We start from the raw sequence: 17,103 nt of genomic DNA, 5'->3' as shown, positions 1-17,103 counted from the left end.
TATATTACAGAACTGGGCGCAGAAAATTTAGTAATCGGAGTATCCAGCCCTGAATATATTTATTCTGAAAAACTTCAGAATCTGCTTAAACAAGGAAAAATTCAAAATGTAGGCAGTGAGCAGAAATATGATGTAGAAAAAATTATTTCCCTGAAGCCTGATGCTATTTTCACCAATTATATTGCAAGCTTTGATAATACTTACCAGCTATTGAAAAATAATGGGATTCAGGTGATTTTTCTGGATGAGTTTATGGAACAGAAGCCTCTTGAAAAAACAGCCTATTTAAAACTTTTCGGAAAGCTTTTCGGAAAAGACAAAGAAGCGGAAACAAAGTACAATAAAATTAAGAAAAATTATAACGAACTGAAACAGATGGCCTTGAACGCTAAGACAAAACCCGTAGTTTTAGCCAATGAAATGTATGGTGATGTCTGGTATATGCCGGGAGGAAAAACTTCGGTGGCCAACTATATTTCAGATGCCAATGCCGAATATATTCTGAAAAATAATACGGATGAGAAAGCTTTACCAATGAGCTTTGAAGAAGTATATGCAAAATCCGGCAATGTGCAATATTGGATCAATGCAGGAAATCATGCCTCTAAAAAAGAAATGCTGGGCATGAATCCATTCTATGGAAAGCTGGAAGTATTCAATAAAGGTAAGATCTATGTGATTACAGGAAAGGAAAGATTGAAGGCCAATGATTTTTTTGAAAGCGGAGCGGTAAGGTCTGATCTTATTCTTAAAGACTATATTAAGATTTTTCACCCCGAGCTTCTTCCGGATTATCAATTTACCTATATAAAAGAATTGCAATAACTCAGACTATTTGTTTATTTTTGCATTTCCTTTTTTAAAAGATATGTGGAAAAAAATAAAACAGTTTCTGTTCATTGTTATCATACTGAATATAGTATTGATCATCTGGGGTAGATTTTTCAATCCACCCATTACGATAACCCAGATCGGTGGCCTTTTTGAATACGGAAGGTTGCAGAGAGATTATATTTCCTATGATGAGATGGGAGACAATGTGAAAAAAGCAGTGATCGCCTCTGAAGATCAGAAGTTTTTTATTCATAATGGTTTCGATTATGTTGCCATTGAAAAAGCTATGAAAAACAATGAAAAAGGGAAAAAAGTAAGAGGCGGAAGTACCATATCACAGCAAACGGCGAAAAACATCTTTCTCTGGCAGGGAAGAAGCTGGTTGAGAAAAGGATTGGAGGCAGTTTATACCTTCATTATAGAAAAAGTATGGAGTAAAGATATTATTCTTGAAAGGTACCTGAATTCAATTGAGATGGGGCAGGGCGTTTTCGGAGTGGAAGCTGCGGCTGAATATTATTTCGGGAAATCATCAAAAAGTCTTACAACCTCGGAAGCTGCCTGGATCGCTGCTGTATTGCCTAATCCGAAGAAATATGACCCTAAAAATCCGTCGGCATATTTAAGAAAGAAACATAACTGGATCATGAGACAAATGAGAAATGTGAGTTTGAAATAGTATCTTTGTACTAATGAAATTCTTCAATTCCAGCACAAATTTTGAATCCGTTCTTAAAAAATATTTTTCTTTTAAGAATGAAACCCTTTCTCTGGAGCCATTGGCAGAGTTTTTAGAGAGTGTAAAAAAAAATGATTTTACAGATGTTCTCAATTTTATCCGGAACAATCCTGAATATGCAGAAAATTTTAAATATTACATTCAGAATATTTTTGAAGGAAGACCTTTCAACCTTTCTTTAACAGAAGCCAATATCTTATCGGAAAACGCTTTTTTCCCCGAGCTTAAAAAGAGAATACTGAATAAGATTTTACCTCCCGTAGAAAATGAGAAAACGGTGTGGTACCTGATTGATAATATCAGTCTTCGGCCAAAAACAGACCTGAAATACTTACATAACCTTCCCGAAAATGAAATCAATGAGTTTTTTACCATTCTCGGAATTTCAGATTTCATTATCAGCCCTAAAGTAAAAAAAGAACTTATTTTTTCCATGAATATCCTTTCATGGCGCGTTACCGGAATGGCAATGGAAGTGGAAGTCGTAAGGATGGCTCCACAATACAGGAATTTTGATAACCCATTTTTAGCCTTACAAAACGAACTGGAAAGACTGGCGGAAGAATTTGAAAATGATCCGGATCTTCAGCTGCATTCTAAAGACGATCGGTATAAGCAAATCAAAATTTATGTTCAGCAATGTCAGGAGTTCGTCAATATTGCCTTCAAAAACTCATCTAAATATGGAATTTCCGGGAAAATCAACCAGTCACTTCTTAAAATCAATCAGCAGACCAAGAGGATCTATGAAATTGTAAAGCTGCTGGTAATCAATAATGAAGAAGATATTATTATTAAATCCAAGCAATTGGTTTTTAATATATTAAGCTATAAATCCCATAAAAATAATATCTCGGAACTGATTAATGACAGTACGAGGCTCTTATCCCATCTGATCACCAATCATACAGCGGAAACCGGTACCCATTATATTACATCTACCCGGAAAGAATATATGACCATGTTTTATAAGGCCAGTGGAGGAGGTATCATTGTCGGGGCATTGTGTGTCTTGAAAATGCTGTACGGATACATTCCGGGGAGTGATTTTTCCCATGCCTTCCTATACTCAATCAATTATGCGATGGGGTTTGTGATGATTTATCTGATGGGATTCACATTAGCGACCAAACAACCGGCAATGACTGCTGCTACCATGACCAAAGTACTGTCTGAAGAAGGAAACAATAAAAGAAATAACACAGAATTTGCCCATCTGGTTTCCAAATTATTCAGAAGCCAGTTTATTGCCTTTGTAGGAAATGTATTGTTATCGTTTCCGATCGCTCTGGCTATCATATACGGGTTGGATGTATTCTTCTCCCAGAATATGGCGGTTGAAAGATCAGATAAGCTGCTTAAAGATCTTGATCCGTTTAAATCCAAAGCTATTTTACATGCAAGTATTGCGGGTTTTTATCTTTTTATTTCCGGGATTATTTCTGGAAATATCGGTAATAATTCTGTATTCTATCAGATTCCTGAACGGATAGCAAAGAACCTTTCTATCAAAAGATTCTTTGGAGCAAGGTTTGCGAAAAAACTCTCTAAATATTACGCTAAAAACTGGCCGGGGATCATTTCCAATTTCTGGTTTGGCGTTTTTCTGGGAGCAACCGCGCCTGTCGGATTATTTTTCGGCCTTGATTTAGATATCCGGCATATTACTTTCGCAGCGGGAAATTTTGCCATTGGATTATATGGAAAGAATTTTTCCGTAGATTCTTATGCTTTCTGGCTTTCTTTCTTTACGGTTTTCCTGATCGGATTCTTTAACTTCCTGGTAAGCTTCAGCTTATCGATGTTCCTGGCATTCAGATCTAGAAAATTAAATTTCGGACAGGTGAGTGAGATCTATAAAGAAATTTTCAGGTATTTTATAAAACATCCGTTTAAGTTTTTTATCCCTTTACAGTCAAGGTTGGACAAAAAAGCAGATGATCTGATGAGCAATACAATTTCTACAAAATCTGAAGATCATTAAATTTTTCAGCACCGAATTTATCCTGAAACTTTTTCAGATAAAAGTTTCTGCGCATTTTAAAATCATTTTTCAGTAAAGGCGAATCAATCTTAATCGTGATGGTTTTATCTTTCAGATCAACACTTATGATTTCCCTGAACAGGCTTTCATCAAGATATTCTTCAAGGAAATCTTTAATTTCAAATGCTACAAGTTTACCTTCAAAACCATAAATTCTGGCGAATGATTTCACCAGTTCGGAAGATTCGTATTCTCTTTTTTTTCTTTTCATAAAAAAAAGCTACCGGGGTAGCATTCTGATTTTTAATTTACTTTTAAGATAAGTTTAAATACAAACAGGCAGGAGCGGGCATTTTGTAGGAAACTCTGTCCAATAAGCACATTGTGTTTCATCTGTATAACTTACTGCACAACATATCTGTACACCGGCACCCTGAACAGCTCTTAAATCTTGTATGCTTAATTTCTTTGAAGAAAGTGATTTTTCATAATATATTTAATTTAGTATCTCAAATATATCGATTAAATTTCAAAAATAATACTCTCCTCATTAATCTTTTTCACAACACTTTCAGTGCGTTCTCTGTGGGTATCCGTGATGAAGATCTGTCCGAAATTTTCCTGGTTGACAAGCTCAATTAATTGTGAAACCCGGTGATCATCAAGCTTATCAAAAATATCATCCAAAAGGAGAATAGGGGTTTTCCCTGTTAGTTCTTTTACAAGGCTCATTTGAGCGAGTTTAAGTGATATTAAGAAAGACTTCTGCTGGCCCTGGGAACCAATCTTTTTAATCAGAACTGCATCCATTTCAAAAAGAAGATCGTCTTTATGAATTCCCTTTGAAGTGTAAGTCAGCATCCGGTCTCTTTCAAGGCTTTGAGCTAAAAGCTCCTTAAATATTTTTCCGGGTTGGGTTGGGTCAAAACCTTCCTTAAGATCAGATTGATAATAAACGGAAACGGTTTCTTTTCCGCCTGAAATAATGTGATAAAAACTTTGGACAATTGGATTTAATTTGGCTACAAAATCTCTTCTTTTTTCAAAAATTTTGGTTCCGGATTTAGTGATCGGATCATCATAGATTTCCAGGGAATCTTTATCGAATACCCTGTTTTTTGCAAAATATTTTAATAAGGCGTTACGCTGTTGAATAGTCTTCTGGTATTGGATCAGGTCAAAAAGGTATTCAGAATCGGTTTGAGAAATCATCGAATCCAGGAACTTTCTCCTGCTTTCCCCTGAATCTGAAATCAGGTTAGAGTCATAAGGAGAAATCATCACACTGGGTAAATAACCAATGTGATCTGCTAATCTGTCATAACTTTTATCATTTTTTCTGATGATTTTTTTAGCCTCCTTAGGCTGTGAGATTTTAATGATATCTTCACTGTCATCATTTTGGATTTCAGCATCGATTGTGAAGAAATCTTCTTCTCTTTTGATGTTATTGAGATCGGTATTCCCTAAAAAACTCTTTCCTACAGACAGATAATGCAGGGCATCCAGAATGTTGGTTTTTCCTGCACCGTTATTCCCTACAAAACAATTGATCTGCGGCGAAAATTCAAACTTTTTCTCAGAATGGTTTTTGAAATTATACAGGGAAAGTTTCTTAATAATCATTCGTCAAAAATACTTCATTATTCCTAAAAATAAAAAAGGAAGTGCAGAGCATGTTTCCACTCCGAACGAAAAATAAATATCATTTCTTCTGTTTTCAGAAAAATAAATCAGAATATAGGTCACAATGCTTGATAAAAAAAAGGCAAATGAGGCACAGTGATCCAGGTAGTAAGCACTCAGAATGCTGCTTAAAAAGACGAGCAGGTAAGCGATGTATTTCGTGTTCTGAACTCCGATTAATTTAGGAAACGTTTCTACCGTATCGCTTTTCATATCCCGGATGTCAAAAGGTAAGACTAAGGCAGTGATAAAAAAGAAGCTGATCAGGAAAATAGGGAGGTTAAATTCAGGTAATGTAAGCCAGCAATTGACCAGTGCCCAGACCAGGCCTACATAAAAGACCTTTAAAAAAGGTATTTTCCGGATGTAGACATCAAGAAAAAAGCTATTGTACAGCAATCCTAAAACAACAATAATGGCCCATTTTATCAGTCGTATTTCATTATGGTTGTGAATGATTAAATAGGCACAGACAATCCCTGCAACGGCATTTAAAACCAGGATTTTTAAAAAATGTCGGGTGTATTGGTATTTGGTGTAAATATAACCGCTGAAATAAGTGATGAAAATTAAAGCTACAGAAGGGAAACGGAACGTGTTTTGCTCTTCCATGAAAAACACTGCAAAAAGAGTTCCCATTAGTGAGACATATAATTGGCTGTCGATAATGGTTTTTTTCAGTATTTTTAAGAAATTCATTTATCAAAAATAGCACATATGAAAACATTTTCCAAGCTTTTTGTTCTTTTGCTTTTAATACTGAATTTTTCGACTGCCTTTGCTCAGAAATATTATGATGCACAGTGGAAAAAGATAGAAGAGAACAGTAAAAAAGGAGCTTATAAGTCTAACCTTCCCTACATTTTAGAGATACAAAACCAGGCTATGAAAGAAAATAATGCACTTCAACTTATCCGCTCACTGAAGGCTGAATTTAGTGTGGTGAATCAAACTGTGGATGATGAAAAAAATGATTCTGCATCAAAATTCTTCAGTAAACTTCAGAATGCGGAGAAACAGCTGAAAGGTGATGAGAAAATGATTTATCAGGTACTTTTAAGCAGGTTCTTTTTAGATTATTATAATCAGGATTCATGGCAGATTGATGGCAGGACAAATATTAATTCACAGGATGTTTCACAGATCGAAACATGGAGTAAACTGGATTTCAAAAACTATTTAAGCAATAGTTACAAAACACTGGATCAGCAGAAGGCTGAAATGAAAAAGATTTCTTTGGCAAAATATAAAGATATTTTTTCCAATGATGGAAATATAGATTATTTTCCGACCTTGCTGGATTGGTATTCAGTGAGACAGATCGATTTCCTGTCTAATAACAGCCTGTTTACAAAAAACGAGCTCGCAGAAAATCAAAAAAAGTATAATGCTATTTTCGATGAATTAATTTCCCGGAATACCGGAAATGCAAAGCTCTACTTCATGCATAGGAAGTTATCTGAAAACTGTGATTTCACTCAATGCAAAGATAAGCTGGAGCAACTTCAGAAACTGGTAAAATCTGATACGGAAGGAGATTATAAAGTTCTGATCATGGAAAGTATGATGGATGAGCTTCTGGCCAAAAAAAAGGAAAAAGAAGCGCTTGCTGTTGCAGACCAGGCAAAAAGCCAATATCCGGAATCACCTTTTATTAACAATATTAAAAATAAAGAAGGACAAATTAAAAACCCCTTTTTAAGTATAAAATATGAAGCCCAGACCCAGGGTAATCTTCCTATTCATTTTGTAGCGGAACACAAAAATGCTTCTGAATTTTCTTTGCAGATTTATGAAGTTAAAGATGATCTCACATCAATGATGCAGTATATCAAAAATTCTTACTCGAATATGTATGGTAAACTGAAAAAAAATCTTGTAAGAAAAGAAGTGTATCAGCTCCCGGATCTTAAAGATTATCAGATCCATAAAACTTCCCTGGAAATCAAGCCGCTCCCTTCAGGGATGTATGTTGTGGAATACGTGGTAGCAGGATCAGATCCTAAAGATGAAAATTCAAGACAGAATTTCTATTTTTTAGTTTCCAACAATAAGGTGGTTTATCAGAATAAATCAGATAGAAACCAGCTTTCAAACGAATTAAAATTAGTAAGCAGTGAAAACGGGAAACCTGTCATTAATGAAAACCTTACATTTTACGAATTTGTTACGAATAAGACACTGACTAAAATTGATGGAAAAACAGATGCTAAGGGAGTATTCAGGCTTCCTTCAACAGAAAATAAGGAATATTACAGAACCTTCCTGATCCGGCAGCCTAAAACAAATGATGTTCAGATTATGCAGGTTTATGGGAATAATGATAATGCCGGAAGACAGGACCCCAATAAGCAAATGCATACCAAAGCCCAGATCTTTACGGATAGAGCCATTTACAGGCCCGGGCAAATTGTTTATTTCAAAGTCATCAATACCAGGATAGATAAGGAAATCGAATCTGTAACTTCAGGTTTAAAGCAGAAAATAACATTATTGGATGCCAATGGTGAAGAATCTTCTTCTCAAAATTTCACTACAAATGAATTCGGATCTTATCACGGAAGTTTTATTTTACCAAAAGGAAAATTAAACGGAACATTTTATTTAAAAACGGATGATGAGAGCCAGGGTTATAAAGACATCAGGGTTGAAGAATATAAAAGGCCGAAGTTTGAAGTGACTTTTGACCCGGTGAAAGGAGATTACAAATACGGGCAGACCATTGAATTAAAAGGAAAAGCAGCCATGTTTTCCGGCGTAGCCTTAAGCAATACCACCGTGAATTATGAAATTAAAAAACATAATATCCGTTGGAGATATTTCTGGTGGTATCCGCAGGGAGATGATAATGAAAACTCGATACTCGGAGAAGCAAAAACCAATGATAAAGGAGAATTTACCATCCGCCTGGATCTTAAAAAAGATGAAAAGCTTGAAGGGATTCAGGTCGATAATTATGAAATCAGTGCTTCGGTTACCGATATCAATGGCGAAACACAATCTGCAGAGACGCAGCTGAAAGTCGCTTCAGTTTCCCATTATATTAAAGCTGATGAGATTAAAAATGTTTTTGCAGATGAGAATCTTAAGCTGAAAGTTGAAACGAAAAATTATAACGAGCAGAACCTTAAAAAATCATATCAGGTTAAACTGTCAAAACTAGATGCTCCGGACAGGATTTTCAGAAATAATTTCAACACCGAAGTTCAGGACTTATCAAAATATTCTAAAGATGAATTTATAGGTAAATTTCCACATGACTTGTTTGATAAAAATGATGAGATGAAAAACTGGAAAGCCGGGAAAATACTCTTTGACAAATTGCAGCAGTCTTCTGCAGATAATGCTCAGCTGGTAACCCATCTTGATTTAGGAAAACTTGAAGCCGGGAATTACCGGTTGGAATTATACAATATCGAGGGAAAAGACACAATAAAATCTTCTCAGGATTTCAGTGTCTGGGATAAAAGATCTTTAAAACCTGCTCAGAAATCCTTCCTTGCAGTAGTAGACCCTAAAAATGAAGTAGTAAGAGGAGAGAAGGCTACAATTTACGCGTATTCTGCCATTCCGGATGCTTTGGCCAATGTTTTTGTACAGGATGGAAAAGGAAAAACAGTATCAGAAGTCCGGGAATTCAAAAACGGAGTGCTTGAATATGTGGTGGATATCCCGAAAGATAAAAGCATCACAACTTTAAACCTCCAGTTTATGGTGGTGGCATTCAATGATGTGCAGGTGGAGTCTGTGAATTTAGTGATAAAGGATTCAGAACAGCCTTTAAAAATTGAAACGGTTACTTTCAGAGATAAGCTGGAACCGAATGTTAAGGAAAAATGGTCTGTAAAAATCTCAGGAAACGATAAAGAAAAGATTAATGCTGAGGTATTGGCAAATATGTATGATATGTCTCTGGATCAGTTTGCAGTGAACAGCTTCAACTGGCAGGATCTTTATGTTCCCTATGCATTTATCACATCATATTACACAAGAGAATACCTGCAGCAGAAATATTACCAGAAAAGACTGGAGTATTTCAATGGGAAATATGTGGAAGTGCCCGGTTTTAATTGGTTTGATGGCGGGATTTATGAAGGAAGAATATTAAGTGGAAGGGTTGCAGACTTACAGGTTGAGGCAGCAGCAATGCCGGCGCCTACGGTAGCTTCTGAGGTAGTTAAGGAAGAGGTTGTTATGACTGGGGCTTACAGACAGAAAAAAATGATGAGAAAAAACGGAGCCAATGATGCTCAGGCAGATGCAGCCGGAGCTTCAGATGAAGAGGTACTGGATAAAGTTCCTGTTCGTCAAAACCTCAATGAAACTGCATTTTTCTATCCCGATTTAAAAACCGATGCAGAAGGAAATGTAAGCTTTGAATTTACATCGCCGGAAGCTTTAACAAAATGGAAGCTGATGTTTCTGGCCCATACAAAAGATGCAAGGGCAGCCACTCTGCAAAAAGAAGTGGTAACGCAGAAAGAGTTTTCGGTAACGCCAAATTATCCCAGATTCTTAAGGGAAGGAGACGAGCTGAATCTTCAATCCAAACTATCCAACTTAACGGATAAAAAATTAAAAGGTTCTGCCGTTTTACAGATACTGGATGTCTTTACCAACGAAGATATTTCCTCAAAATTCGGTTTAAACCCAGGAACTCAGAATTTTGATTTAAATGAAAACGGAAATTCAGCAGTAACCTGGAAAATTAAAGTTCCGGAGAACGTATCATCCATTATTTTAAAAGTAGTTGCGAAAGCAGGAGCATATTCCGATGGTGAACAACAGGCCGTTGCTGTTTTACCAAACAGGATGCTGGTTACAGACGCCGTTCCGGTATTTGTAAAAGAAGACGAAACTAAAACCTTTGTTTTAGATAATCTTCAGAACACAGCTTCAACAAGTATTTCAAATGTTTCAAATACGCTGGAGCTGACTACCAATCCGATCTGGGAAATTATGTTTGCGCTTCCGAGCCTTAAAAATGACCAGAATAATTCAGCAGATGTGATCTTCAATAAATGGTTTGCAGATGTCTTGGCGTCAGAGATTTTCAGATCTAATCCGAAAATGAAAACAGTGTTTGAAGAATACCAGAACAAAGGCTTATTGAATTCCAATCTTGAAAAAAATCAGGAATTAAAACAATTGTTACTGGAAGAGACACCCTGGGTTCTGGAAAGTAAAAACGAACAGGAGCAAATGCAGAAACTGGCATTATTGTTTGATGCCAATACGATGAGAAACTCGATTAATCAGGATTGGGATGATTTCAGGAAACTGCAGAATCCGGATGGAGGCTTCTCCTGGTATTCCGGATATCCGAGTTCTTACGGGGTATCAATGTACATCCTTAAAAATTTAGGGAAAATCAATCTCTGGCTGAAAGATAATGTAAAAGACTATCAAAGCTCTGCTCAGAATGAAATGGTTGCAAAACTGGTACAATATGTAGACAATGAGATCGATAAATATTGGGAAGTGAAGAAAGAGAATATCTGGAACAACTGGACGTTGGATTATCTTGATACCCGAAACTACTGGGAAAAACAATATCCGCTAAAAGGAAAAGGAGCAACCCTGAAATCATTGGTGAAACAGAAAGCGAGAACCGCAAAAATTACCGATTTTACGTTCTTCGGATTGCACCGTGCAGCTTTACTGATGAATAATTACGGGTTAAAAGATACTGCTGATAAGCTGATGAACTATCTGAAAGAAACATCAACCGATACAAAAACACAGGGTATTTACTGGAAACAAAACCTTAACGACTGGGGCTGGTTCAGCTCAAAAGTAGTGAATCATGCCGGGGCATTGGAGGCATTTAATACTTTGAAGCCGAATGATACTAAATTTATTGAAGATATGAAGATCTGGTTGATAACCCAGAAAGAAGTTAATTCATGGGGGAGCTCAAGAGGAACGGCAGAAGTGATTTTCACCATTTTAAATTCAGGGAAATCATGGACTGGTGCTGAAAGTGATAAGGCAACCATTGTTTGGGGTGGAAAAGAGTTGAATCCCCAGACCCAGGCAACAGGTTACGTAAAATCAACAGTTAAAACAGATGTTGTAGATAAAAATTTAGGTACAGTTACGGTTACAAAACCCGGCCCGGGAATTGTTCAGGGCGGATTGTTCTGGCAGTATTATGAAGACCTGGATAAAATTAAATCATCTGAAAATTACATATCAATCACGAAAGAATTGTATAAAAAGATAAAAACGGTAAACGGCGAAGAGTTGCAGAAAATCTCTTCAGAAACACCGCTGAAAGTGGGTGATAAGGTAACGGTAAGAATGATCCTGAATACAGACCGCCCGATGGAATTTATTCATATTAAAGATATGCGTGCAGCAGGATTTGAGCCCGTAGATGTATTGTCCGGTTATCAGTGGAAAAACAGTTTAGGCTATTACCAGTCTACAAAAGATGCTTCTACAAATTTCTATATCCAGTATATGCCGAAAGGGAAATATGTTTTTGAATATGATTTTGTGGCTAATGCATCCGGAAAATTCTCCAATGGGATTACTACTATGCAAAACTATTATGCGCCGCAGATGAATACTCACACAAAAGGGATGAATGTTCAGATTTTGGAATGATATTTGGGTATAGGGAAATAGCGAAATTTTAAAATAAAGACAAATGAAGTTTTCAAAGACCTTAATGATGGGATTAGTAATGTTGATGGGTGTAAATGCTTTCGCCCAAAATAAAGCAGATAAATTTGAAAAACTGGAGATTAAAATGTTCCCGAAAGCCAAAGAAGGCTACAAGCAGGTATATATTCAGCTTCCGGTTGCCAAAAATGAAAATGATTTAAAAGTAGAATTTTTTGTAGGAGCTGAGAAAATGCTGGACTGTAACAAACATTTTCTGATGGGAAATGTAAAAACTCAGGATTTGCAGGGGTGGGGCTATACCTATTATGAAGTGGAATCTACTGGAGAAACCGGAGGAACTTTAATGGCCTGCCCGGATCAGAAACTGACAAAGAAATTTGTTACCCTTCAACCGGAAATCGTAAGATACAACAGTAAATTACCATTGGTATTTTATGTTCCGAAAGACCTGGAAGTACGTTACCGGGTTTTACGCCCCGATGCTAAAATGAAATCGGCGGTTCAACAATAATTTAAATTGATTATTATAGAAAGCACTTCATCCATCTGGATGGGGTGCTTTTGTTTTAAATAGAGCTTTTTTATAATTGCAATCAGCTGCCCTGGTCATTCTATAAGAATCGGAAGTGCCGATATTTTAAAATTTTATATTCCGATTTATTCAAATTGACCATTTACCCCAAAACCAAAACTTAAAAATTCATCACTCAAAACTCATCATTCATCCTGTTCATTTTCAACCTTCTTTCTCTTTTTTCAAAAGAATATAAAATCAAAAGAAAAAACTGATATATTTGTTTTTTGACAATTAAACAAACTATGGAAAACGTTTTTGAAGCGAAAGTCGCTCAGGATTATATTAATAGAATAAATAAGCTTGTTGAAGATACTCACGGTTTATGGGGAAGAATGACAGTAGATCAGATGCTGGCTCACTGCTGTATTACTTATGAAATGGTTTACGAACCTGAAAAGCATAAAAAACCGGGTACAATTGCTAAATTTATTCTAAAAACATTTGTAAAACCTAAGGTAGTAGGTGAAAAAGCTTATCCGAGGGATTCACCTACAGCACCACAATTCTTAATTCAGGGGAGAAGAAACTTTCATGAAGAAAAGAAAAGATTAATTGGTTATATTCAGAAAACCCAACAGTTGGGTGCTTCAGCTTTTGACGGAAAAGAATCTTTCTCATTCGGTAAACTGAATTCTCAGGAATGGAATAATATGTTTGCCAAGCATCTGAACCACCATCTGGCTCAGTTTGGAGTATAATGAAAAAGTATCTTTTATTTTTATTATTTGCTTTTTCAATTCATTTTGGGCAGACAAAAGAATTTCCTTTAAAAAATGAGGATTTCAGTAAGCTGTTGATGAATGATGAAACTGCTTTTGCCGGAACTATTTCAACAGATGAAACAGTTATCAGGTTAAGAATTGAAAAAGCAGACAAAAATCCTAAAAAGCAGGAACAGTATTTTGTTTCAGGATATTCTGAGGTGGAAGATAATAAATCACCGTTTTCAGGAGAAATAATTTTCACCCAAAAATATAATGTGAAAAATGAACCTGATTCCATGCTTATTTTTGGTGATTTTACTTTAAAAGAATTAGATTCCGGAAAACATTCCGGGGTTTTTACAGGAAAGGTGAGAATTCAGACCCAGAAGGATCAGACAAAAGAAAACGGAACAACACTGACCTTCAAAGGAAAATGGAAAAATTACTCCAGAAATCTGGATTTTGATGTCTGGTGGGCCAATTTTCAGCCAAAGGATCTCTCTAAAGTAATATTCAAATAAAACCTGAACACTATGAAAAAAATTTTATTCCTTCTCATTCTTATTTCCAATTTTGCTTTTGCTCAGATGCCTGATATTTCAAGTGTGTGGCTTAATAACAGTAAGGCATATACCGGAATTATCGGAAGCAATAATCAGGAAATCAAGCTTAAAATCAATATTTCTGAACAGAATAAAAAGAATGACCAGGAATATTTTGTTTCCGGATATTCTTTAGTAGAAAAGAATTATTCAAAATTTGAAGGCAAAATATCTATTACGAAGTATAAAGATGCCAGGAAAAAAGGAACGGTTTACGGGGAATATGAATTAGCAGAGGAAAATAAAGGAAAGCATTCCGGAGTCTTTAAAGGAAGATTTATCTATACTTTCAAATGGAATAAAACAACGGAGAAGATTGAAGGACAATACATAGAATTCATCGGAGACTGGAAAAGCTACGACGGAACTTTGAATTTTAAAACCCGTATAAAAAATCAATAACCATGATAAGACGAATTTTAGCAGTAGTAGGAGGCATTATCACAGGATCACTTGCCATCTGGCTGATGGAGACTTTAGGACATTATTTATACCCGCTTCCCAAAGGTATAGGTCCTAATAATATGGCTGAGTTTAAAGAATATGTAAGTAATCTGCCGTTCCCTGCGTTACTTCTTGTAATCGTGGGCTACGCATTAGGTGCGGTGGTTTCGGGTTTTATATCGACTAAAATCGGGAAAGACGGTAAAAACAGGTATGCCCTGATCTGTGGGGTTTTCTTTTTACTGGCAACCATTTATAATATGGTTGTTTTACCGACACCAATCTGGTTCTGGATCCTCGGAATTGTAGTATGGATATTGGTTTTAGTAGGCTACAGATTAGCATTAAATAAAAAAACAATATGAAGCTGGGAGCATTTTCAATAAGCTTAAGTGTAAAAGATCTTCAGAAGTCGAAAGATTTTTATGAAAAATTAGGATTCAGTTCGATGGGTGGAAATATGGATCAGAATTATCTCATCATGAAAAACGGAAGTACCCTGATCGGGCTTTTCCAGGCGATGTTTGATGGAAATATGCTGACGTTCAACCCGGGATGGGATGAAAATGCACAGAACCTTGAATCTTTTGACGATGTGCGTGATATTCAGAAGCATTTAAAGGAAAACAATATTCAGCTTGATAAATCAGCAGACGAAAATACTTCAGGTCCGGAACATATTTTCCTTAAAGATCCGGATGGAAATATGATTCTGATCGATCAGCACAGGTAATTAATAATAAAAAAACTGATTATGAAAATTTTAAAGTGGATCATCATTGTTTTAGCTTCCATACTTATTGTCTGGCTTGTAGCTGCAGCATTTGTTTCCGGAGAGTGCAAATATGAAAAAAGCATCTCGATCAATGCTCCTGCAGAAAAAGTATGGCAAAATACGAATACATTAAAAGCAATGGATTTTTGGAGCCCATGGAATGATCTGGATCCGGGTATGAAAAAAGACTGGACCGGAGTAACAGGACAACCGGGAGAAAAAATGTGCTGGAACAGTAAAAATGATAATGCCGGTAAGGGCTGCCAGGAAGTTAAAAAAGTAGATGCCTCAAACAAAAGAATCGAGACTCAGATTAAATTTTTAACACCTTATGAAAGTGAAGCGAATGCTTTTGTAGCGGTTACGCCTGAAGGAAACGGAAGCAAAGCAACCTGGGGCTTTACTTCAACAATACCGTACCCGTTTACCCTGATGAAACTGTTTATGAACATGGAAAATGCGATTGGAAAAGATTATCAGAAAGGGCTTTCAAAACTGAAAGAAATCTCCGAGAAACCTTCAAATTAAAACTAACTCATATTTAAAAGAAACAAATTATGGCATCAGTAAACGTTTATTTAACATTCAACGGAAATTGCAGGGAAGCATTCGACTTTTACAAATCAGTTTTCGGTGGTGAATATCCTTACATCGGAACTTTTGGAGAAATGCCTCCAATGGAAGGAAAAGAAACTCCTGAAGAAGACAAAGACAAAATTATGCACGTTTCTCTTCCTATTTCAAAAGAGACGATATTAATGGGAAGTGACACCGGAGGCGAGTGGGCTTCTAATTTTAAAGCAGGAAACAACTTCTCAATTTCTGTCAATGCAGAATCTAAGGAAGAAGCGGATAAATTATTCAACGGACTTTCTGCCGGTGGGCAGGTGACAATGCCAATGGCTGATACATTCTGGGGGGCTTATTTCGGAATGTTTAACGATAAATTCGGAATCGGCTGGATGGTAAATTATGATGATCCGGCTAAAATGCAGGCTCACCCGTAAGATTAATATTTTGTATACGAAACATAGTTAAAACTAACCGGCAGATTGATCTGTCGGTTTTTATTTTATGGTAAATTTGAAATCCGGAAAGTAGGAATTAGGCAGCAAAAGATAGGTTTAAGGTTTGGGAGGGGTTGCATAAGCTTCAGAAAGTGAAGCTAAATCTTTGCTTTCTACAGATCACAAGAAGCAAACTAAATCTTTGCATTTAAATTTTGATTAATTTTAAAGTTGTAGTCATTAAGGATTGGTTACAGGCCAACTAAATCTGATGAACCAGAAAATGAAATTCTTGTAGGGCAGGTTTATATAGAAAGGATTTAACTGATTGTAAACAATTAAGAAAAATTTTCATAAACAATATTTTTTCCTTATTATTGATATTTCATATTAACTTTAGTTGAAGTGATAGATTTTAATAATAAATGTAAAAGATAAACTATGGAGATTTTCAGGTCGCTGGCTTTAGTGGTTTTTATTTGTGCAGCAACATTTTCATGGGCTCAGAAAAATGATTTGGGAGTCTGGTATATGTACTTCGGAAATAATAAGATCAGTAAAAAATGGAACTGGCATAATGAAGTTCAGTATCGTAATTTTGATGCTGTCGGAGATTTGGAACAGCTGCTTATCCGTACCGGGATCGGATATGACCTTAGTGAAAATAATAACAATGTTTTACTGGGGTACGGTTTTATTTTAAGCCAACCTTATGTGAACGGAGAAAAAAAGGAAAATATTGAGCACAGGATTTTTCAGCAGTTTATTACCAAACAGAAATTCGGGCGTTTCAATCTTCAGCATCGCTACCGTCTGGAAGAACGATTTCTTCAGGATGATTTCAGGATGAGGTTCAGGTATATGCTTGGGTTGAATATTCCGATCAGTCAGAAAGAAATGCTTCCGAAAACATGGTATGCTTCCGTTTATAATGAAATTTTCCTTCATTTTGACAGTTCCGTTTTCGACAGAAATCGTGTTTATGGAGCTTTGGGATATGTGATCAATAAAAATTTGAGAATTGAAGCAGGATATATGAACCAGCTTCAGGAAAGCAGAAACCGTGGCCAGATTCAGATCGGTTTTTATAATAATATTCCGTTTAATAAAAATTAATA

16 protein-coding genes are annotated in these 17,103 nt (G+C 36.0%); 13 read left to right on the top strand and 3 right to left on the bottom strand.

Annotation, left to right across the window (positions count from 1 at the left end; all coding sequences use genetic code 11):
• The 3 genes from PMI13_RS16460 to PMI13_RS16450 form a co-directional block, all read left to right on the top strand.
• A partial coding sequence (locus tag PMI13_RS16460; RefSeq protein WP_007845782.1) for an ABC transporter substrate-binding protein occupies positions 1–825 on the top strand: 825 nt, incomplete at its 5' end.
• Between the two features lie 43 nt (positions 826–868).
• Entirely contained in the window at positions 869–1,513 is a 645-nt protein-coding gene (gene mtgA / locus PMI13_RS16455; RefSeq protein WP_007845775.1) for a monofunctional biosynthetic peptidoglycan transglycosylase, read from the top strand.
• Between the two features lie 13 nt (positions 1,514–1,526).
• A complete protein-coding gene (locus PMI13_RS16450) occupies positions 1,527–3,557 on the top strand; it encodes a recombinase (protein ID WP_007845772.1) in 2,031 nt (676 codons plus the stop codon).
• Here PMI13_RS16450 and PMI13_RS16445 read toward each other — a convergent pair.
• From PMI13_RS16445 to PMI13_RS16435, 3 genes are all read right to left on the bottom strand, one after another.
• Positions 3,535–3,828: a hypothetical protein gene (locus PMI13_RS16445; RefSeq protein ID WP_007845770.1), complete on the bottom strand. Its 294-nt coding sequence runs from the start codon at positions 3,826–3,828 to the stop codon at positions 3,535–3,537. The genes PMI13_RS16450 and PMI13_RS16445 overlap by 23 nt on opposite strands.
• A 251-nt stretch (positions 3,829–4,079) precedes the next feature.
• Positions 4,080–5,183, bottom strand: a complete 1,104-nt coding sequence (gene recF / locus PMI13_RS16440) for a DNA replication/repair protein RecF (protein WP_007845768.1) — start codon at positions 5,181–5,183, stop codon at positions 4,080–4,082.
• A 3-nt stretch (positions 5,184–5,186) separates the two neighbouring features.
• Positions 5,187–5,942 carry a UbiA prenyltransferase family protein gene (locus PMI13_RS16435; protein ID WP_007845767.1) on the bottom strand — a complete coding sequence of 252 codons (756 nt, stop codon included), beginning with the start codon at positions 5,940–5,942 and terminating at the stop codon, positions 5,187–5,189.
• 18 nt (positions 5,943–5,960) lie between these two features.
• Here PMI13_RS16435 and PMI13_RS16430 point away from each other — a divergent pair, with 18 nt between their 5' ends.
• From PMI13_RS16430 to PMI13_RS16385, 10 genes are all read left to right on the top strand, one after another.
• Positions 5,961–11,855: an alpha-2-macroglobulin family protein gene (locus PMI13_RS16430; RefSeq protein ID WP_007845766.1), complete on the top strand. Its 5,895-nt coding sequence runs from the start codon at positions 5,961–5,963 to the stop codon at positions 11,853–11,855.
• A gap of 43 nt (positions 11,856–11,898) precedes the next feature.
• The gene (gene eco, locus PMI13_RS16425) at positions 11,899–12,387 is read left to right on the top strand and encodes a serine protease inhibitor ecotin (RefSeq protein WP_007845765.1); all 489 of its coding nucleotides are present in this window, start codon (positions 11,899–11,901) and stop codon (positions 12,385–12,387) included.
• 308 nt (positions 12,388–12,695) lie between these two features.
• On the top strand, positions 12,696–13,151 hold the full coding sequence (locus PMI13_RS16420; RefSeq protein ID WP_007845764.1) for a DUF1569 domain-containing protein: 456 nt from the start codon (positions 12,696–12,698) through the stop codon (positions 13,149–13,151).
• Complete coding sequence (locus tag PMI13_RS16415; protein ID WP_007845763.1) at positions 13,151–13,678, top strand: hypothetical protein; 528 nt, start codon at positions 13,151–13,153, stop codon at positions 13,676–13,678. The genes PMI13_RS16420 and PMI13_RS16415 overlap by 1 nt, the downstream gene beginning before the upstream one ends.
• Positions 13,679–13,690: 12 nt before the next feature.
• Positions 13,691–14,161 carry a hypothetical protein gene (locus tag PMI13_RS16410; RefSeq protein ID WP_007845762.1) on the top strand — a complete coding sequence of 157 codons (471 nt, stop codon included), beginning with the start codon at positions 13,691–13,693 and terminating at the stop codon, positions 14,159–14,161.
• A 2-nt stretch (positions 14,162–14,163) separates the two neighbouring features.
• The gene (locus tag PMI13_RS16405; protein ID WP_007845761.1) at positions 14,164–14,568 is read left to right on the top strand and encodes a hypothetical protein; all 405 of its coding nucleotides are present in this window, start codon (positions 14,164–14,166) and stop codon (positions 14,566–14,568) included.
• Positions 14,565–14,936 (top strand): VOC family protein, encoded by a 372-nt coding sequence (locus tag PMI13_RS16400; RefSeq protein ID WP_007845760.1) that lies wholly within the window; start codon positions 14,565–14,567, stop codon positions 14,934–14,936. Before PMI13_RS16405 ends, PMI13_RS16400 begins: the two co-directional genes overlap by 4 nt.
• Before the next feature lie 21 nt (positions 14,937–14,957).
• Positions 14,958–15,506, top strand: a complete 549-nt coding sequence (locus tag PMI13_RS16395) for an SRPBCC family protein (RefSeq protein ID WP_007845759.1) — start codon at positions 14,958–14,960, stop codon at positions 15,504–15,506.
• Between the two features lie 29 nt (positions 15,507–15,535).
• Positions 15,536–15,985 carry a VOC family protein gene (locus PMI13_RS16390; protein ID WP_007845755.1) on the top strand — a complete coding sequence of 150 codons (450 nt, stop codon included), beginning with the start codon at positions 15,536–15,538 and terminating at the stop codon, positions 15,983–15,985.
• 441 nt (positions 15,986–16,426) lie between these two features.
• On the top strand, positions 16,427–17,101 hold the full coding sequence (locus PMI13_RS16385) for a DUF2490 domain-containing protein (RefSeq protein WP_007845753.1): 675 nt from the start codon (positions 16,427–16,429) through the stop codon (positions 17,099–17,101).
• Positions 17,102–17,103 lie beyond the last annotated feature (2 nt).

Source organism: Chryseobacterium populi (assembly GCF_000282115.1).
In the GTDB taxonomy this organism is placed as follows: Bacteria; Bacteroidota; Bacteroidia; order Flavobacteriales; family Weeksellaceae; genus Chryseobacterium; species Chryseobacterium populi.
The sequence above is the reverse complement of the archived record's forward strand: the minus strand, read 5'-3'. Positions and strand labels throughout refer to the sequence as shown.